17 protein-coding genes and 1 tRNA gene are annotated in these 17,414 nt (G+C 74.3%); 14 read left to right on the forward strand and 4 right to left on the reverse strand.

Annotated features, from left to right (window positions below; all coding sequences use genetic code 11):
* Positions 1-29: 29 nt before the first annotated feature.
* Positions 30-938, reverse strand: a complete 909-nt coding sequence (locus AC4OR8_RS18255; RefSeq protein ID WP_492167031.1) for a manganese catalase — start codon at positions 936-938, stop codon at positions 30-32.
* 416 nt (positions 939-1,354) lie between these two features.
* Here AC4OR8_RS18255 and AC4OR8_RS18260 point away from each other — a divergent pair, with 416 nt between their 5' ends.
* The 10 genes from AC4OR8_RS18260 (at position 1,355) to AC4OR8_RS18305 (ending at position 7,479) form a co-directional block, all read left to right on the forward strand.
* A complete protein-coding gene (locus AC4OR8_RS18260; RefSeq protein WP_492167032.1) occupies positions 1,355-2,107 on the forward strand; it encodes an AfsR/SARP family transcriptional regulator in 753 nt (250 codons plus the stop codon).
* A gap of 22 nt (positions 2,108-2,129) precedes the next feature.
* On the forward strand, positions 2,130-3,419 hold the full coding sequence (locus tag AC4OR8_RS18265) for a glutamate-5-semialdehyde dehydrogenase (protein WP_492167033.1): 1,290 nt from the start codon (positions 2,130-2,132) through the stop codon (positions 3,417-3,419).
* A gap of 29 nt (positions 3,420-3,448) precedes the next feature.
* Positions 3,449-3,613, forward strand: a complete 165-nt coding sequence (locus AC4OR8_RS18270) for a hypothetical protein (protein WP_492167034.1) — start codon at positions 3,449-3,451, stop codon at positions 3,611-3,613.
* Positions 3,614-3,632: 19 nt separating this feature from the next.
* The gene (gene nadD, locus AC4OR8_RS18275; RefSeq protein ID WP_492167035.1) at positions 3,633-4,379 is read left to right on the forward strand and encodes a nicotinate-nucleotide adenylyltransferase; all 747 of its coding nucleotides are present in this window, start codon (positions 3,633-3,635) and stop codon (positions 4,377-4,379) included.
* Positions 4,376-4,753, forward strand: coding sequence for a ribosome silencing factor (gene rsfS, locus AC4OR8_RS18280; protein ID WP_492167036.1), 378 nt, complete (start codon positions 4,376-4,378; stop codon positions 4,751-4,753). Before nadD ends, rsfS begins: the two co-directional genes overlap by 4 nt.
* Positions 4,750-5,415 carry a histidine phosphatase family protein gene (locus tag AC4OR8_RS18285; RefSeq protein ID WP_492167037.1) on the forward strand — a complete coding sequence of 222 codons (666 nt, stop codon included), beginning with the start codon at positions 4,750-4,752 and terminating at the stop codon, positions 5,413-5,415. Before rsfS ends, AC4OR8_RS18285 begins: the two co-directional genes overlap by 4 nt.
* A 71-nt stretch (positions 5,416-5,486) precedes the next feature.
* Positions 5,487-5,559, forward strand: a tRNA-Ala gene (locus tag AC4OR8_RS18290).
* A gap of 164 nt (positions 5,560-5,723) precedes the next feature.
* Positions 5,724-5,993: a hypothetical protein gene (locus AC4OR8_RS18295; protein WP_492167038.1), complete on the forward strand. Its 270-nt coding sequence runs from the start codon at positions 5,724-5,726 to the stop codon at positions 5,991-5,993.
* A 3-nt stretch (positions 5,994-5,996) separates the two neighbouring features.
* On the forward strand, positions 5,997-6,863 hold the full coding sequence (locus AC4OR8_RS18300) for an FHA domain-containing protein (RefSeq protein ID WP_492167039.1): 867 nt from the start codon (positions 5,997-5,999) through the stop codon (positions 6,861-6,863).
* Between the two features lie 85 nt (positions 6,864-6,948).
* A complete protein-coding gene (locus AC4OR8_RS18305; RefSeq protein ID WP_492167040.1) occupies positions 6,949-7,479 on the forward strand; it encodes a Dps family protein in 531 nt (176 codons plus the stop codon).
* A gap of 96 nt (positions 7,480-7,575) precedes the next feature.
* Here the strand turns inward: AC4OR8_RS18305 and AC4OR8_RS18310 are convergent, their stop codons facing one another.
* On the reverse strand, positions 7,576-8,235 hold the full coding sequence (locus AC4OR8_RS18310; protein ID WP_492167041.1) for an acetoacetate decarboxylase family protein: 660 nt from the start codon (positions 8,233-8,235) through the stop codon (positions 7,576-7,578).
* Positions 8,232-9,770 (reverse strand): flavin-containing monooxygenase, encoded by a 1,539-nt coding sequence (locus tag AC4OR8_RS18315; RefSeq protein ID WP_492167042.1) that lies wholly within the window; start codon positions 9,768-9,770, stop codon positions 8,232-8,234. The genes AC4OR8_RS18310 and AC4OR8_RS18315 overlap by 4 nt, the downstream gene beginning before the upstream one ends.
* A gap of 21 nt (positions 9,771-9,791) precedes the next feature.
* On the opposite strand from AC4OR8_RS18315, the gene AC4OR8_RS18320 reads away from it, so the two are divergent.
* Positions 9,792-10,778 carry a helix-turn-helix transcriptional regulator gene (locus tag AC4OR8_RS18320; protein ID WP_492167043.1) on the forward strand — a complete coding sequence of 329 codons (987 nt, stop codon included), beginning with the start codon at positions 9,792-9,794 and terminating at the stop codon, positions 10,776-10,778.
* A gap of 193 nt (positions 10,779-10,971) precedes the next feature.
* The gene (locus AC4OR8_RS18325) at positions 10,972-13,125 is read left to right on the forward strand and encodes a PhoX family protein (RefSeq protein ID WP_492167044.1); all 2,154 of its coding nucleotides are present in this window, start codon (positions 10,972-10,974) and stop codon (positions 13,123-13,125) included.
* Between the two features lie 91 nt (positions 13,126-13,216).
* On the opposite strand, the gene AC4OR8_RS18330 is transcribed toward AC4OR8_RS18325, so the two are convergent.
* On the reverse strand, positions 13,217-13,978 hold the full coding sequence (locus AC4OR8_RS18330; RefSeq protein ID WP_492167045.1) for an SDR family NAD(P)-dependent oxidoreductase: 762 nt from the start codon (positions 13,976-13,978) through the stop codon (positions 13,217-13,219).
* A 72-nt stretch (positions 13,979-14,050) separates the two neighbouring features.
* Here AC4OR8_RS18330 and AC4OR8_RS18335 point away from each other — a divergent pair, with 72 nt between their 5' ends.
* Complete coding sequence (locus tag AC4OR8_RS18335; protein WP_492167046.1) at positions 14,051-14,692, forward strand: TetR/AcrR family transcriptional regulator; 642 nt, start codon at positions 14,051-14,053, stop codon at positions 14,690-14,692.
* A 228-nt stretch (positions 14,693-14,920) separates the two neighbouring features.
* Complete coding sequence (leuS, locus tag AC4OR8_RS18340; protein ID WP_492167047.1) at positions 14,921-17,404, forward strand: leucine--tRNA ligase; 2,484 nt, start codon at positions 14,921-14,923, stop codon at positions 17,402-17,404.
* The last annotated feature ends 10 nt before the right edge of the window (positions 17,405-17,414 follow it).

Raw genomic sequence — 17,414 nt, forward strand, 5'->3', positions numbered from 1 at the left:
GCTCAGGTGGTGCCGGTGAGCCGGGCGGCTCAGTCGTTCGGGGTGATGGCCTCCTTGGCCTTGTGCAGGAGGTTCTCCGCGCCCTGGAGGTAGGCGCCGCCGGCGGTGCCGGGCTTGCCCGGGCCCTTGCTGCCGTCGTAGGTGGCGAAGAGCAGCGGGTCGGGGGCCGGCACGTCGTTGATGTCGTCGGAGAGCGGACGACCCTGCTCGTAGCGGATCTCCTGGCCGCCGACGAGCGTGGTGCCCTGGGCCCAGCGGCCCTCGGAGGCGGTGCTGTTCTCGTGGAAGCTGTAGTAGGTGCGCGCGGCGTCGGCGTCCTCCTCCTCCTTCAGCGAGTCCTCGATGCCGTCGGTGTAGCCGTCCTCGATGAGCTGCTCGATGCCGAGCAGCCACTGCTGCTGGTGGAACGTGTCGCGCCCGAGGTTGAACTTGAGGGTGGCCTTGACGCCCGGGTCGTCGGTCATCTGGTAGATCCGGGCGGTCTGCAGCCGGCTCTGGGCCTCGGCGGCGACGTTGCTGCGGAAGTCGGCGAGCAGGTTGCCGCTGGCCGCGATGTAGCCGCCGTTCCACGGCACGCCCTGGCTGTTGGTCGGCATGGCCGCGCCACCGGCGACGATGGCGTGTTGCACGTTCTGGCCACCGAGGACGGCGGCGAGCGCCGGGTTGGCGGCGGCGGCGTCGGCCTGGGTCTCCGAGGGGGCGCCCTCGAGCAGGCGGGCCATCAGCGTCACGAGCATCTCGACGTGGCTGATCTCCTCGGTGCCGATGTCGAGGATCATGTCCTTGTACTTGCCGGGGATGCGGCAGTTCCAGCCCTGCCACAGGTACTGCATCATCACGGTCATCTCGCCGAACTGGCCACCGACCAGCTCCTGCACCTTGGCAGCGAGGAGGGCGTCGGGGCGGTCGGGCTTGACCTCGTTCTGGAGCTCGCTCATGTGTCGGAACATCGTGGGGCCTTCCGTCTGCAGGAGCGGCGGTCGCTCCCGATGACCACCACCGTGCCGGGCCCCCGTGTCCGGGCCGTGCGGCGTCGCGTGTGCCCAGCGGTGTGCCCAGCGGTGTGCCCGGCGGTGTGCCGGCGCGTACGACGGGGGGTGCTCGGCGACGTGTCCCGCGTGGTGGTGCGCGGCGTGGCACCGCCCGTGCCGCACCCCGTGACGCCCCCCGTGACGGGCCCGGCGACGGGGGCGTCCCCGGGCCGTCACCGGGGCGTCACCGCCGCGCCACCGGGGCACCCCCGACGCGTGCGGCGCGAGCGGAAAAGAGCCCTCTTGGGCGGGCATGAGCCGAGGTGGCACGGGGCACCTGAGGAGGTCCCCGGGTTCGCTCGGGTCCGGGGCGGGAGGGAACCATGGAGCACGCCGTACCACTGCGACCTCGGGTGTGCCTGCTGGGGGAGTTCCGGCTCACCTTCGCCGGCGAGGAGGTGCGGGTCTCGCAGCCCGCCCAGCGCCTGCTCACCCATCTCGTCGTCGCCCACCGCGGTGAGCCGGTACGTCGTGCCGGGCTGGCCGAGCGGCTCTGGCCCGAGGCGGCCCCGGGGCGTGCGGCGTCCAGCCTGCGCTCGGTGCTGTGGCGCCTGCCCCGTCCGCGTGCCCGCACCCTCGTGGTCGGCGACTCCACCACCGTGCGCCTCTCGCCCGAGGTGCAGGTCGACCTCTGGGAGGCCGAGCACCTCGCCGCGCTGCTGTGCGCCGAGGAGCCGCCCGCCTCCGACGTGCTCGCCGACCTGGGCCTGCTCGCCCTCGACGTGCTGCCGGAGGTCGACGACGACTGGCTGGAGGTGGAGCGGGAGGGACACCGCCAGCGCCGCCTGCACGCCCTCGAGCGCAGCGCCGTCACGCTGTGCGAGCGGGGCCGGTTCCACGACGCGCTCACCGCCGCGCTGACCGCCGTGCGCTCCGAGCCGCTGCGCGAGAGCGCCCACCGCCGCGTCATCGAGGTGCACCTGGCCGAGGGCAACCACGCCGAGGCGCTGCGCCAGTACCAGGGCTACCGCCGCCTGCTGGCCGACGAGCTGGGCCTGCCGCCGTCGCCGGCGATCCGCCGCCTGGTGCAGCCGCTGCTCGGGCGTCCCGTGGACGCCGTCGGCCAGGCCGGCTGACCCGCCACTACCCTCGGGCCGCATGAGCACGGCGGGCAGCAGCAGCCAGGGCAGCACCACCACCGAGCAGGACGTCGTCGCGGCCGCGGTGCGGGCGCGCACGGCGAGCCACGCGCTGGCGCTGGCCACCCGCGCGGCCAAGGACGAGGTGCTGGAGGCGATGGCGCGCGGGCTGCACGAGCGGGCCGAGGAGGTGCTGGCCGCCAACGCCGACGACGTGGCGCGCGCCGAGGCCGGCGGCACGGCGCCGCACGTCGTCGACCGGCTGCGACTCGACCACGACCGGCTCGCCGCCGCGGCCCAGGGGCTGCGCGACGTCGCGGGGCTGCCCGACCCGGTCGGTGAGGTGGTGCGGGGCAGCACGCTGGCCAACGGCCTCGAGCTGCGACAGCTGCGGGTGCCGTTCGGGGTGGTCGCGATGGTCTACGAGGCGCGGCCGAACGTGACCGTCGACGCCGCGGGGATCTGCCTGAAGTCGGGCAATGCCGTGCTGCTGCGCGGCAGCTCGAGCGCGCGGGCGACCAACGCCGCGCTGGTCGCGGTGCTGCGCGACGCCGTGGCCACCGCCGACGTCGGGCTGCACCCCGACGTCGTGCAGCTGGTGCCCGGCGAGGGCCGCGACGCCGTGACGGCGCTGATGCGTGCCCGCGGCCACGTCGACGTGCTGGTCCCGCGCGGGGGAGCGGGCCTGATCGCCTCGGTCGTGGAGGGCTCCACCGTGCCGGTGATCGAGACCGGCGTCGGCAACTGCCACGTCTACGTCGACGCCGCCGCCGACCTCGACAAGGCGCTGGCCATCGTGCTGAACGCCAAGACGCAGCGCACCAGCGTCTGCAACGCCGCCGAGTCGCTGCTCGTGCACGCCGACCTGGTCGACACCTTCCTGCCGCGGGTCGTCACCGCCCTGCAGGAGGCCGGGGTCACCGTGCACGGCGACCCCGTGGTGGCCGCGCTCGACGGGGTGGTCGCCGCCACCGACGACGACTTCGCCGCCGAGTACCTCTCCCTCGACGTCTCCGCGGCCGTGGTGGCCTCCGTGGAGGAGGCGGTCGCCCACGTGCGGCGCTGGTCCAGCGGCCACACCGAGGCCATCGTGACCGAGGACCAGCGGGCGGCGCGCCGGTTCACCGCGGCCGTCGACTCCGCGGTGGTGATGGTCAACGCCTCCACCCGCTTCACCGACGGCGCCGAGCTCGGCTTCGGTGCCGAGATCGGGATCAGCACGCAGAAGCTGCACGCGCGCGGACCGATGGGGCTGGCCGAGATGACCTCCACCAAGTACGTCGTGACCGGTGACGGCCACGTGCGCTGAGCCCGGTCCCGCCCGGTAGGCTGTCGGTCATGACCGCCGCGCAGCTCGTGCAGAACCTGGTCCTCGTCGCCTCCGAGGAGGAGCACGAGGTCAACCACCTCCTGTCGTGGGGCATCGGTGTGCTGACCCTGGCCATCCTGCTCGGCCTGGCCTACGCCCTGGCCGCCTTCGGCAACGGGCGCGAGCACAGCTGACCCGCGTGCAGGCCCACCCATGACCTCCCGCCCGGGCAGGCGCCGTCGCGTCGGCGTCATGGGCGGCACGTTCGACCCGATCCACCACGGCCACCTCGTGGCGGCCTCCGAGGTGCAGGCGTGGTTCGACCTCGACGAGGTCGTCTTCGTGCCGACCGGCGACCCGTGGCAGAAGTCCGACCGGCGGGTCTCCCCGGCCGAGGACCGCTACCTGATGACGGTCATCGCCACTGCCGCCAACCCCCGCTTCACGGTGAGCCGCGTCGACATCGACCGGTCGGGGCCGACGTACACGATCGACACGCTGCGCGACCTGCGCGCCGCCCGTCCGGAGGCCGACCTCTACTTCATCACCGGCGCCGACGCGCTGGCCGACATCTTCACCTGGCGCCACGCCGAGGAGCTGTTCGCCCTCGCGCAGTTCGTCGGCTGCACCCGCCCGGGCTACGAGATGGACGAGCAGACGCTGGCTGCCATCCCGGCCGACCGGGTGACCATGGTGGAGATCCCCGCCCTGGCCATCTCCTCCAGCGACTGCCGCGAGCGCAAGCGCCGCGGCGAGCCGGTCTGGTACCTGGTGCCCGACGGCGTCGTGCAGTACCTCGCCAAGCACGACCTCTACCCCCAGCAGACGGACCACCGCACGGTGGACCACCCCGCACGGCCCGTCACCACCGCAGCACCGCACGACCAGCACGACCAGCACGGCCAGCACGACCAGCACCCGTCCGTCCCACCCGCAGCCGACCTGTCCGGAGCCCCATGACCGCCACCGACCACGCCCTCGAGCTCGTGCACGCCGCCGCCCGCGCGGCCTCCGACAAGCTCGCCCAGAAGATCGTCGCCTTCGACGTCAGCGAGCAGCTCGCCATCACCGACGCCTTCGTCATCGCCTCGGCCACCAACGACCGCCAGGTCAAGGCCATCGTGGACGCCGTCGAGGACGGCCTGCGCGAGATCGGCGCCAAGCCGGTGCGCCGCGAGGGCGAGCGGGACGGCCGCTGGGTGCTCATCGACTACGGCGAGGTCGTCGTCCACGTGCAGCACGAGGAGGAGCGGGAGTTCTACGCCCTCGAGCGGCTGTGGCGCGACTGCCCCGTGATCGCGCTGCCCGCGGACGTCACCTCTCCGCAGCGGTGAGCGGCGCCCCCCGGCGCCTGGTGCTGCTGCGCCACGGACGTACCGCTTGGAACGCCGCCCGCCGGGTGCAGGGCCAGCTCGACGTCGACATCGACGACGTCGGCCACGACCAGGCCGCCGCCGTCGCCCCGGTGCTGGCCGCGCTGGAGCCGGCTGCGCTGTGGTGCTCCGACCTGCTGCGGGCCCGACGCACGGCGGCGTACCTGGAGGCCGCCACCGGGCTCGAGGCGCAGCCCGACCCCCGGTTGCGGGAGTACTTCCTCGCCGAGCGCCAGGGCCTGGCCCACGAGGAGTACGCCGCGGTGGCCCCCGAGGAGTTCGCGGTGTTCCGGACCGGCGACTTCGACGTGGTGCCGGGCGGCGAGGACGCCGAGACCGTGACGAAGCGGATGTGCGCCGCCCTCGGCGACCTGCTCGACTCCGTGGCCGACGGCCAGGTGGCGATCGCGGTCTCCCACGGCGCGGCCGTGCGCGACGCCGTGCCGGCCCTGCTCGGCTGGCCCGAGCAGGGGCGGGCCGCCCTGCACGGCCTCGACAACTGCGGGTGGGTGGAGCTCGACCGGGCCGGGCCGTCGGCCCCCCTGCGGCTGGCGGCGTACAACCGCGTCGCTGCAGGTCAGCGGGTGGGTGCGGCGTCGGTCGACCCCGGCACGACACCCTGATTTCACATCGACGACGACGTGTTGCTACTGTTCCGCAGGTCGCCAGCACGGAGTGATCCGGCCGGCGAGGCGGGGCTGTGGCGCAGCTGGTAGCGCATCTGCATGGCATGCAGAGGGTCAGGGGTTCGAGTCCCCTCAGCTCCACCCGCACACCGAACGGGGCGGTCCCACCAGGGGCCGCCCCGTTCGTCGTTCTCCCCCTTCCGGGTGGTCGTCCGGCCCGATCGCTTGTCGGCCCTGCGCAGATCGGACCATCCTGTCGAGCAATACCTCGACAACCTGTTGAGGTCTGAGCGCCGGAGGACCAGATGAGCACAGCAGGGCACGGCCGGGTCAGCAGCCAGTCGCTGGGTGGCGAGGAGGGCGAGGTCGTCGACTGGACCGACCTCGGCCGACGGATGTGGGACTTCCTCACCGGCCGGCAGGCCGCCATCCACTACCGCTTCGAGGACATGGCGGTGGAGGTGCCGCGCGACACCGGCTCCAACGCCCCGCGCGCGACCTGGAAGATCGACGGCACGCTCACCATCACCACGACCGACTCCCAGGTCGGCCCCGGCAGCGACGGGCGGGGCTGACCCGTGGCCGTCCGGGTGGCGGCCGACCTGCGCGTGCGCATCGAGCAGGACGACGTCGAGCCCGTCACGGTGCACGTGCGCGGCGTCGACAGCCGCCTGACGATGGAGGTCAGCGACCCGGCCGCCTTCGCCGGCTCCGGCGACGTCGCCGCCGTGCGCACCTTCGCCGAGGAGCTGGCCGCCCGGGGCGTCGTCGTGCGGGTCGTGCACGACGGGCGGCTGCTGGTCTGCCTGGGCGCGGTGTCGGCGCCGTGGTGGCAGCGGCGGGCCACCGGCTCGCGCCGCATCCGCCTCGGCAGCGTGCGCGGCGCCCTCACCTCGGCCCGGGCGCGGGCCCGCCGCGCACCCAGCGTGCTGCCCAGCGGCTCGCTGCTGCCGCCGACGACGCTGTGGCCGCTGGTGCCGACGTTCGCCCGGCGCCGCCGCGCCCGGGTCACCACCACCCACGACCCCGGACGCGGGGGTGCGGCCCGGCTGGTGCTGGTGCGCGAGGCGGTGTGGGCCGGCGAGCGCCAGCCCATCTACTGGCTCGGCGACGGCGTGACCCTGGGCTCCGACCCCTCCTGCGACGTGGTGCTGGTCGGGCTCGAGGCCCGGCACGCGCGCATCGACCACGACGACGACGACGAGTACGTCGTGGTGGCCCTCGACGGGGCGGTGCGGGTGCACGGCGCCCTGGTCGAGCGCAGCGTCCTGCGCACCGGCACCCGTCTCGACGTCGGCGGCCACCACCTGGCCTACACCCGCGAGGAGCACGCCGACCACGGGCGGCCGCACTACGGGCGGGTCGGTGGCGAGCTGGGCCGTCAGCTGCCGCAGGCGCCGCGCACGTCGCTGCGGGCCCAGCCGGAGCGGCCCCTCGACGGTTGAGCCGGTCCGTTAGGTCAGCCTCACCTTTCTGGAACCGTTCCAGAGAACCTGCTTGAGTAGGCGTACCGAGCGAGAGGAGCTCCCCATGACCGACATCCTGGACACCCGGACCACCCACGTGGCCCGCCCGCCCTTCACCGCCTCCGAGCAGCTGGCCGCCCACCTGCAGCAGATGAGCGTCGACCTGATCGACCTCCACCTGCAGGGCAAGCAGGCGCACTGGAACGTCGTCGGCCTGAACTTCCGCGACCTCCACCTCGCCCTCGACGAGGTCGTCGACGCCGCCCGCGCGTTCAGCGACACCATCGCCGAGCGCATGCGCGCCGTCTACGTCACCCCCGACGGGCGCGCCCGCACCGTCGCGGCGCAGACGAGCCTGCCGGAGTTCCCGGCCGACGAGGTCGACGCCGCGCAGACCGTCGACCTGATCACCGCCGCGATCTACGCCACCACCGGCACCGCGCGCCGCATCCACGACGAGGTGGACGCCGAGGACCCGACCACGGCCGACATCCTGCACACCGTCATCGAGCGCCTCGAGCAGCTCGCCTGGATGATCGACGCCGAGAACCGCGTCGCCAACCGCAGCCTGCCGCGCTCGATCCACCGCTCCTGAGCCGAGCGCTCCCGCACGGGCTCGACCCACGGCCCCGCCACTCACCGCCCTCGGGCGCAGGTGGCGGGGCCGTCGGCGTACGTCTTCCCGGGTCGGTCAGCGACCGAAGCGCATCGCGAAGTCCTCCACCGCCAACGACGTCACCGGGTCGGCCCCGCCGAGCCAGGCCAGCGGGCCGTCGGCGGCGACGTCCCAGCGGGCGGCGGCAGGCCGCACCCGGCCGCGGGTGCGCACCGGGCTGGCCAGGGTCGCACCGCCGCGGGTCTGCACCACCGAGCCCGTCAGCGGCACCGGCAGCCGTACGGACGGCAGCCGGCGGGGGGTCGACGTCGCAGAGGCCACCGGCCGGCCGTCGACCTCGGCGGCAGGGCCCGCAGGGGCGTCGAGCCCCGACAGGTCGGCCAGCTCCTTGGGGATGCCCCACAGGGCGCGGCCCCCGGCGCGCGAGGCGGGGCTGTCGACCCAGATGTGGGTGATCGACAGGCCGGGGCGCCGGCGGTGGCCCACGACGACCCCGGCCAGCAGCTCGCGGTAGCCCATCAGTCCCCGCGCGTCGTAGTCGACGAACGCGGTGAGCGCCAGGGCCGTGCCGCGGGCCGCCAGGGGACGCGCCCCGCGGGGCAGCGGCGGCAGGTCCGCGACCGGCACCCGCCACAGCCCGACCAGGCCGGTGCCGGCGAGGTGCCACGGCTCGGGCGGGTACGCCGCGTCCCCGGTCGGCCCGGTGGCCCCCGTCGTTCCCGTCGGCCCGGTCACGAGACCGTCTCCAGCTCGTCCCAGTCGACGCGGGCGGTGCGCTGCTGGTACTCCCTGACCCGGCCGGGCCAGTTGGTGCTGATCCGCCCGCCCTCGGCGTACCAGCTCGCGCAGCCCGACCACACCGAGTCGGCCAGGCGCGACTGCATCTCGGCGTCGAAACCGGCGTAGGCCTCCGGGCGGGGTGCGACGCTGCGGGCCCTGCCCTCGGCGATGCCGCGGGCGACCTGCGCGATCCAGCCGGCCTGCGACTCGAGCATCGCGATGATCGAGCTGCCGCCGAGGTTGGTGTTGGGGCCGTACACGCAGAACAGGTTGGGGTAGCCGGGCACGCCCAGACCGAGGTGGGCCCGCGCGCCGTCGCTCCACTCGTCGTGGAGGCGCCGTCCCTCGACCCCGGTGACCTCCACGCCGTCGAGGAAGCGGGTGGCCGCGAAGCCGGTGCCCCACACCACGACGTCGGCCTCGTGCAGGCGCCCGTCGGCGGTGCGGACACCGGTGGGCTCGACCCCCGTGACGGCCTCGTCGACCACCTCGACGTGGTCGCGGGTGAGCGCGGGGTACCACGCGTTGCTGAAGAGCAGGCGCTTGCAGCCCAGCGGGTAGTCCGGCACCAGCCGCGCCCGCAGCCGGGGGTCGCGCACCTGCGCGCGCAGGGTGAGCCGCCACAGCGCCCGCAGGCCCCGCATGACCACGGGTCCGGCCGGCGACTCCTCCGACAGGCTGCCGTTGAGCAGCTCGGTGAGCCGGAACCAGGCCCGGCGCTCGACCCCCATCAGCCCCGGCACCCGGCCGAACACCCGGTGGTGGCGCTCGCCCCACGCCTGGTCGGGCTTCGGCACGACGTACGGCGCGGAGCGCTGGAAGACCGTCAGGGCGCCGACGCGGTCGACGATGCCGGGCACGAGCTGGATGGCGCTGGCGCCGGTGCCGACCACCGCCACCCGCTTGCCGGTGAGGTCGACGTCGTGGCGCCAGCGTGCGGAGTGGAAGGCCGGGCCGGCGAAGTCCTCCACGCCCGGCAGCCGCGGCACCACCGGCTCGGAGAGCTGGCCGGTGGCCACCACGACCAGGTCGGCGTCGTACGTCGGGCCCTCGGCGGTGCTCACCCGCCAGCGGTGGTCGTCGTCGGACCACGCCAGCCCCGTGACGGTGCGCCCGGTCTCCACGACGTCGAGCAGGCCCTCGCGCGCGGCGGTACCGCGCAGGTAGTCGAGGATCTCCGGCTGGGTGCCGTAGCGGCGCCGCCAGTCGGTCTTCACCGCCCACGACCACGAGTACAGCGGCGACGGCACGTCGCAGGCGGCGTTGGGGTAGGTGTTGTCGCGCCACACGCCGCCGACCCCGTCGGCGCGCTCGAGCACCGTGACGTCGGTGACGCCCTGCTCGCGCAGGGCGCGCACCACGCCCAGGCCGCCGAAGCCCGCGCCCACCACGACCACGCGGGGGCCGCGCGGGGTGGCTCCGGGCGCCGCCGGGGGAGCGGCCGCGGGGTCGGTGCTGGTCTCGGCGTCTGCGTCACGGGGGGTGTCCACGCCGCGAACCTAGGACGGCGCGTGCGCGACCGGGAGGCGTCGGCGATGATCGACCTGATGATTCCGGACAACCTGGAGCCGCCCGGGGCGGTCGACGCCGACTTCCCCCGGGCCGCAGCGGGGGTGGCCCTGCTGGTGCGCTACGCCGTCGCGCACGGCGTCGGCGCGGCCCAGGCGCTGGCCGGCACCGGGCTGCGCGCCGACGACCTCGGGGTGCGCGGGGCCGTGGTGACCGCGGCGCAGGAGCTGCGGGTGGTGCGCACGCTGCGGCGCCGGTTCCCCGACGCGGGCGCCGCGGTGGGCGCGACGTACGAGGCCTCGACGTTCGGCGTGCTGGGCTACGCGATGCTCACCAGCCGCACCGTGCTCGACGCGGTGCAGGTGGGCCTGCGCTACCTCGACCTCAGCCACGCCTTCGTCATCCCCTCGACGGTGGTCGAGAGCGGCCGGGTCGTGGCCACCCTCGACGGCCGCGCGCTGCCCGGCGACGTGCGGTCGTTCCTGGTGGCCCGCGACGCGACCGCCATCGACACGCTGCTGGCCTCGCTCGTGCCGGGCGGGCTCGGCGCCCGGCTGTCCCTCGGCGCCGACGTGGCCCGCCTCGAGGTGGACCTCGACCAGCTCGCCCGGCCGCTGCCGCGGCGCGACCCCCGCGCCGCGGTGCTCGCCGAGCAGGTGTGCCACGACGTGGTGGCCCGGCGTCGCGAGCGCAGCGGACCGGCCCAGGACGTGCGGGTGCTGATCGCCCAGAAGCTCGGCACGGGCGCCCCGATGCCCGAGGTGGCCGCCGACCTCGGCCTGAGCGAGCGCACGCTGCGCCGCCGCCTCGCCGGGGCCGGCACGAGCTACCGTGCGCTGCTCGACGAGGTGCGGGCCCCGATGGCCGCCGAGCTGCTCGCCACGGGCCTGCCGGTGGCCGAGGTGGCCCGCCGCCTGGGGTACGCCGAGGCCGCCGCGCTCACCCACGCCCACCGGCGGTGGACCGGCCGGCCCCCGCGCGGCCGCTGAGCCCCGCGACGGTCCTGCGCCGATCCCGCGCCGACCCCGCGCCGATCCCGCGCCGACCCCGCGCCGTTCACCCAGCGGTCACCGGCTGCCCACCTGTGCGCCGCCGGGGACACCACCTCGGCTTCCTAGGGTGCGCCCGTCGAGGCGCGTACCGCGCGGCGACCACACCGATCGATCAGGGAGACCCACCGCGATGACGACTGCCCCCACGTCCCGGCCGACCACCGCCGACGGCCGCACCAGCCTCCAGCTCGTGCCGGTCCCGCAGGGCACCCGCCACGGCTCGCGCAGCTACGCCACCTGCTTCTTCCGCTGCGGCCTGGCCTGCGACCACCCCGAGCCCAACCAGACCGGCCACGGCCACGTGCAGGACGAGATCGTGAAGGCCGTCGCCCGGCGCTCGGTGCTCAAGGGCGCCGCGACCACCGGCGGCGTGATGGTGCTCGGCGGGCTCGCCGCCGGCGCCGTGGCCGCCCCCGCCGCCGCCGCCGCCCCGTCGGGTGCGGCCCGCGCCGCCCTCAGCGGCGACCTGGCCCGCGCCGCGTTCGCGCCGGTCGCCCCCAACAAGCGCGACGCCGTCACGGTGCCCCGCGGCTTCGACCACTCCGTCGTCATCGGGTGGGGCGACCGCGTCGAGCCCGGCGCCCCGCGCTTCGACGCCTACGAGCAGACCCCCGAGGCCGCCAAGAAGCAGTTCGGCTACAACTGCGACTACGTCGGCGTGCTGCCGCTGGTCACGGGCCGGGGCGGCCGGGTCAAGAAGAGCTACGACCCCAGCGCCCGCGGCTTCCGCGAGGCGCTGCTCGTGGTCAACCACGAGTACACCGACGAGAACATCATGTTCCCGGCCGACACCTACACCGACCTCGAGATCAAGGCCATCGCGATGGCCAACCACGGCATGTCGGTGGTGCACATCGAGCGGGCCCGCACCGTCGGCGACTGGAAGCAGGTCGTCAACCTCGCGAAGGCGCCGTACAACCGCCGCCTGCACATCGACACCGAGTTCGTCATCGACGGCCCCGCCGCCGGCGACGAGCGCATGCGCACCACCGCCGACCCCACCGGCACCCGCGCGCTCGGCACCCTGAACAACTGCGCCGGCGGCACGACCCCCTGGGGCACGGTGCTCTCCGGCGAGGAGAACTTCAACCAGTACTTCGACCGCTCCGGTGCCCTCGACTCCCGCTACACCGCGCAGTACGCGCGCTACGGCATCAGCGGCTCGGGCCGCGGCTGGAGCGAGGTCGACCCCCGCTTCGACCTCACCACCGAGCCCCACGAGCCCCACCGCTTCGGCTGGATCGTCGAGGTCGACCCGTTCGCGCCGAAGTCCGCCCCCCGCAAGCACACGATGCTCGGCCGCTTCAAGCACGAGGGCGCCAACGTCGTCATCGCGAAGAACGGCCGCGCGGTGGCCTACATGGGCGACGACGAGCGCGGCGACTACCTGTACAAGTTCGTCTCCGCGCAGCAGTTCGACGACGCCGGCACGCCCGCCGCGCGCCGCCACAACATGGCGCTGCTCACCGAGGGCACCCTGTACGTCGCCCGCCTCGTCGGCGACGGCACCGAGGATGGGGAGTACGACGGCACCGGCGAGTGGATCCCGCTGTGCTCCGACACCGAGTCGTTCGTCGAGGGCATGTCGGTCGCCGAGGTGCTCCTGTTCACCCGGCTGGCCTCCGACAAGGTCACCCCGACCCGGATGGACCGCCCCGAGGACGTCGAGCCCAACCTGGTCAACGGCAAGGTCTACGCCGCGCTGACCAACAACTCCGGGCGCGGCACGGCCCAGCCCACCGACGAGGCCAACCCGATCGGCTCCTCCATGGTGCGGTCGTCGCTGGGTGCCCCGCTGACCCCGGCGTCGGGCAACCGCAACGGCTACGTGCTGGAGATGACCCCCGACAAGGGCGACCACGCCGGGCGCACCTTCACCTGGGACCTGATGCTGGTCTGCGGCGACCCCGCGGCGCAGGAGACCTACTTCGCCGGCTTCGACAAGTCCCAGGTCAGCCCGATCAGCTGCCCCGACAACGTGGCGTTCTCCGACGACGGGTCGCTGTGGGTCTCGACCGACGGCAACGTCCTGGGCTCCAACGACGGCATCTTCCGCGTGCCGACGTCCGGCCCGGAGCGCGGCAAGGTGGAGCAGTTCGTCACGGTGCCCCGGGCGGCCGAGGCCTGCGGCCCCCTGGTCGCCGACGGCAACCGGTCGCTGTTCTTCGCCGTGCAGCACCCGGGTGAGAGCGACTCCGCCACGTTCGAGCAGCAGGTCAGCACCTGGCCCCACACGAACGACTTCCCGCGTCCCTCGGTCGTGGTCGCCTTCCGGCGCGCCTGAGCCGCACCACCCGCACCGCCCGCACGACCTGGGAGGCGGCACCCCGACGGGGTGCCGCCTCCCGGCGTCTCACGGTCCGGTGGCACCGAGCTCAGGTGATGGTCATGCCGCCGTCGACGGCGATGGTCTGGCCGGTGACGTAGCCGCCGGCGGGGGAGACCAGCCACACCAGCGTCGCGGCGAGCTCGGCGGGGTCGCCGGTGCGCCCCGCCGGCACCCGCGCCTGCATCGACTCGAGGTAGCCCTCGGGGTACTGCTCGGTCATCTCCGAGGCGAAGAACCCCGGCGCCAGCGCGTTGACCCGAATGCCCTTGCGGCCGGTCCACTGCTGCGCGAGGTCGCGGGTCAGCCCGATCAGGCCGGCCTTCGACGCGGCGTACGCCGCCTGGGGGAGCCCGGCGGTGGTCAGGCCCAGGACCGAGGAGATGTTGACGATGCTCGAGCCGGGCGGCATCACCCGACCGCAGGCCTGCGCCATCCAGTAACAGCCGTGGAGGTTGACGTCGACGACCTCGCGGAACTGCTCGGGGGTCTCCCGGGTGGCCGGCACGGCGGTGCCGATGCCGGCGTTGTTGACCAGCACGTCGACGCGGCCGAGCTCCTCGCCGGCCCGGGCGACCAGGTCGGTGCACGACTGCGGGTCGCTCACGTCGGTGGCCACCGCCAGCGCCCGGCGTCCGGTGGCCCGCACCAGGGCCGCGGTCTCCTCGAGCCGGTCGGCGCGGCGCGCGCCGAGCACGACGTCGGCGCCGGCCTCGGCCAGGGCCTGCGCGAAGGCCACCCCCAGCCCGCTCGAGGCGCCCGTCACGATCGCCACCTTGCCGTCCAGCCTGAACATGTCGTCGACCGTCATGCGCCCGATCGTAGGGGCGACCCGGCGTAGGGTGGGTCGATCGGTCCAGCAGCGGGCCCGGGAGGAGGCGACGTGGCCACCACCGACGCGCCCCCGGCCGACGCCGGGCACGCCGGCGTCCTCACCGCGGCGCAGAAGCACGACGCGCGGCGCGAGGAGCTCGCCGACGCGGCCCTGCGCACGCTCGGCGAGGTCGGCTACGCCCGCGCCAGCCTGCGGGTGGTGGCGCAGCGCTCGCCCTACAGCCACGGCGTCGTGCACTACTACTTCCGCGACAAGCTCGAGCTGATCGTCTACTCCGTGCGCAGCTACAAGTCCCGCTGCGTCACCCGCTACGACGACGTCGTGGCCACCTCGACCACCGCCGACGAGCTCCTCGACGCGTTCGCCGCCCGGTTGGTGGAGACCCTGCGCGACGAGGCGCCGATGCACCGGCTCTGGTACGACCTGCGCACCCAGAGCATGTTCGAGGAGCCGCTGCGCGAGGCCGTCACCCTGATCGACACCACGCTGCAGGACATGGTGTGGCGCGTCGTCACCCGCTACGCCGAGCTCGCGGGGCGACCGGTCGTCCTGGCCGCGCCGACGGCGTACGCCGTGCTCGACGGGCTCTTCCAGGCCACGCTGCTGGCCCACCTCGGTGGCAGCGCGACCGCGCTCGACGAGGTGGCCCCGCAGGTGCGGGCGCTGCTGCCGCTGATGCTGGCGCCCTGACGCCGACGCCGACCGGTGTGCCGGCCGGTGCCGACGGGCACCGACGCCTGCCGGGCCCGAGCGGCCGACCCGGCCGGGGCGCTATCATGACGGCATGCGCCGGAGCCTGCTGCTTGCCTAGCCGCGTCGACGACCACCCCTCGACGCGGCCGCCCCTCGACCCGAGGGGTTTTTTCATGCCCTCGACAGCCGCTCCGCCATCCGTGCACGAGACGTGAGAGAGACCCGATGAGCCAGCGACCGACCACCCCCGAGCAGGACGCCACGAGCTACGACGTCGTGGCCACCGAGGAGAAGTGGCAGCGCGTCTGGGAGGAGCTCGCCCCGTTCGTCGCCGACGACGACTCCCCGCGCGAGAAGCGCTACGCGCTGACGATGTTCCCCTACCCCTCCGGCGACCTGCACATGGGCCACGCCGAGGTGTTCGCGCTGCACGACGTGATCGCGCGCTACTGGCGCCTGCGCGGCTACGAGGTGCTCGACCCGATGGGCTGGGACTCCTTCGGGCTGCCGGCGGAGAACGCCGCGATCCGCAACGACGAGCACCCCGCCACCTACACCTACGCCAACATCGAGACGCAGGCCGCCTCGATGCGCCGCTACGGGCTGGCCTTCGACTGGTCGCGGCGGCTGCACACCTCCGACCCCGAGTACTACCGCTGGACCCAGTGGCTGTTCCTGCGGCTGCACGAGCGGGGCCTGGCCTACCGCAAGAAGAGCCCGGTCAACTGGTGCCCCCACGACCAGACGGTGCTGGCCAACGAGCAGGTCGTCGACGGGGCGTGCGAGCGTTGCGGCGCGGTGGTCACCAAGCGCGACCTGACCCAGTGGTACTTCAAGATCACCGACTACGCCGAGCGCCTGCTCGACGACCTCGACACCGTCGCGGCGCGCTGGCCCAACCGCGTGGTCACCGCGCAGCGCAACTGGATCGGTCGCTCCGAGGGCGCCCACGTCGACTTCGCGGTCGCCGGGCGCGCCGAGCCGGTCACCGTCTACACGACGCGCCCCGACACGCTGCACGGCGCCACCTTCATGGTGGTCGCCGCCGACGCCGACCTCGCCGCCGAGCTGGTCAGCGACGCGCAGCGCCCGGCGTACGACGCCTACCTGGAGCAGGTGCGCCGCGCCTCCGACATCGAGCGCCTGGCCACCGACCGCCCGAAGACCGGGGTCGACCTGGGGGTCACCGCCACCAACCCGCTGACCGGCGAGCAGCTGCCGGTGTGGGCCTCGGACTACGTGCTGGCCGACTACGGCACCGGCGCCATCATGGCCGTGCCGGCCCACGACCAGCGCGACCTCGACTTCGCCCGCGCCTTCGACCTGCCGGTGCGCCGCGTGGTCGACACCGGCGAGCCCGACCCCGCCGAGAGCGGCGTGGCCACCACCGGCGACGGCACCTACGTCTCCTCCGGCGAGCTCGACGGCCTGGCCGACAAGGCCGCCGGCATCAGCCGCGTCATCGAGCTGCTGGAGCAGCGCGGCACCGGCACCGGCACCGTCAACTACCGCCTGCGCGACTGGCTGCTGAGCCGCCAGCGCTTCTGGGGCTGCCCGATCCCGATCATCCACTGCGCCGCGTGCGGCGAGGTGCCGGTGCCCGACGACCAGCTGCCGGTGGTGCTGCCCGAGCTGCGGGGCGCCGACCTCAAGCCCAAGGGCGTCTCGCCGCTGGCCGCGGCGAGCGAGTGGGTGGAGGTGGCGTGCCCGTCGTGCGGCGGGCCCGCGCGCCGCGACAGCGACACGATGGACACCTTCGTCGACTCCTCCTGGTACTTCCTGCGGTTCACCTCGCCCGGCTACACCGAGGGCCCGTTCGACCCCGAGAAGGTGCGCGAGTGGGGCGCGGTCGACCAGTACGTCGGCGGCCTCGAGCACGCCGTCCTGCACCTGCTCTACGCCCGCTTCTTCACCAAGGTGCTCCACGACATGGGCATGCTCGACTTCGTCGAGCCGTTCCAGGCACTGCTGGGTCAGGGCGTGGTCGTCAACGAGGGCCGCAAGATGAGCAAGTCGCTGGGCAACGGCGTGGACCTGGGCGACCAGCTCGACCGCTTCGGTGTCGACGCGGTGCGCCTGACGCTGGTCTTCGCGAGCCCGCCGGAGGACAACATCGACTGGGCCGACGTGTCGCCGTCGGGCTCGCAGAAGTTCCTGCAGCGCGCCTGGCGCCTCAGCGGCGACGTGACCTCCGCCCCGGACGTCGACCCCGCCGGGGGCGACGTCGCGCTGCGCCGGGTCACCCACCGCACCCGTCACGACGCCGCCGAGCTGGTGGAGTCGCACCGGTTCAACGTGATGGTGGCCCGGGTCATGGAGCTGGTCAACGCCACCCGCAAGGCCGTCGACTCCGGCTGCGGCCCGGCCGACCCCGCCGTGCGCGAGGCCACCGAGACCGTCGCGGTGCTGCTGTCGATGGTGACGCCGTACGTCGCGGAGGAGATGTGGGAGCGGCTGGGCCACCCGGCCACCGTCGCCCAGGTCACCTGGCCCGCGGCCGACCCCGCGCTGCTGGTCGAGGACACCGTGACCGCGGTCGTGCAGGTGCAGGGCAAGGTGCGTGCCCGCCTCGAGGTCGCCCCGGACGTCGCGGAGGCCGACCTGGAGGCGCTGGCCATGGCCGACCCCGACGTCGTGCGCGCGATCGGCGACCGGCCGGTGCGCAAGGTCGTCGTGCGGGCGCCCAAGCTCGTCAACGTGGTCGTCTGAGGACGGGTCC

Source organism: Nocardioides sp. FY1077 (assembly GCF_058681775.1).

What these genes read in the sequence shown, in the direction of transcription:
- AC4OR8_RS18255 (WP_492167031.1), bottom strand. Translation starts at nt 938, where the DNA reads ATGAGCGAGCTCCAGAACGAGGTCAAGCCCGACCGCCCCGACGCCCTC.
- AC4OR8_RS18260 (WP_492167032.1), top strand. Translation starts at nt 1,355, where the DNA reads ATGGAGCACGCCGTACCACTGCGACCTCGGGTGTGCCTGCTGGGGGAG.
- AC4OR8_RS18265 (WP_492167033.1), top strand. Translation starts at nt 2,130, where the DNA reads ATGAGCACGGCGGGCAGCAGCAGCCAGGGCAGCACCACCACCGAGCAG.
- AC4OR8_RS18270 (WP_492167034.1), top strand. Translation starts at nt 3,449, where the DNA reads ATGACCGCCGCGCAGCTCGTGCAGAACCTGGTCCTCGTCGCCTCCGAG.
- nadD (WP_492167035.1), top strand. Translation starts at nt 3,633, where the DNA reads ATGACCTCCCGCCCGGGCAGGCGCCGTCGCGTCGGCGTCATGGGCGGC.
- rsfS (WP_492167036.1), top strand. Translation starts at nt 4,376, where the DNA reads ATGACCGCCACCGACCACGCCCTCGAGCTCGTGCACGCCGCCGCCCGC.
- AC4OR8_RS18295 (WP_492167038.1), top strand. Translation starts at nt 5,724, where the DNA reads ATGAGCACAGCAGGGCACGGCCGGGTCAGCAGCCAGTCGCTGGGTGGC.
- AC4OR8_RS18305 (WP_492167040.1), top strand. Translation starts at nt 6,949, where the DNA reads ATGACCGACATCCTGGACACCCGGACCACCCACGTGGCCCGCCCGCCC.
- AC4OR8_RS18325 (WP_492167044.1), top strand. Translation starts at nt 10,972, where the DNA reads ATGACGACTGCCCCCACGTCCCGGCCGACCACCGCCGACGGCCGCACC.
- AC4OR8_RS18330 (WP_492167045.1), bottom strand. Translation starts at nt 13,978, where the DNA reads ATGACGGTCGACGACATGTTCAGGCTGGACGGCAAGGTGGCGATCGTG.
- leuS (WP_492167047.1), top strand. Translation starts at nt 14,921, where the DNA reads ATGAGCCAGCGACCGACCACCCCCGAGCAGGACGCCACGAGCTACGAC.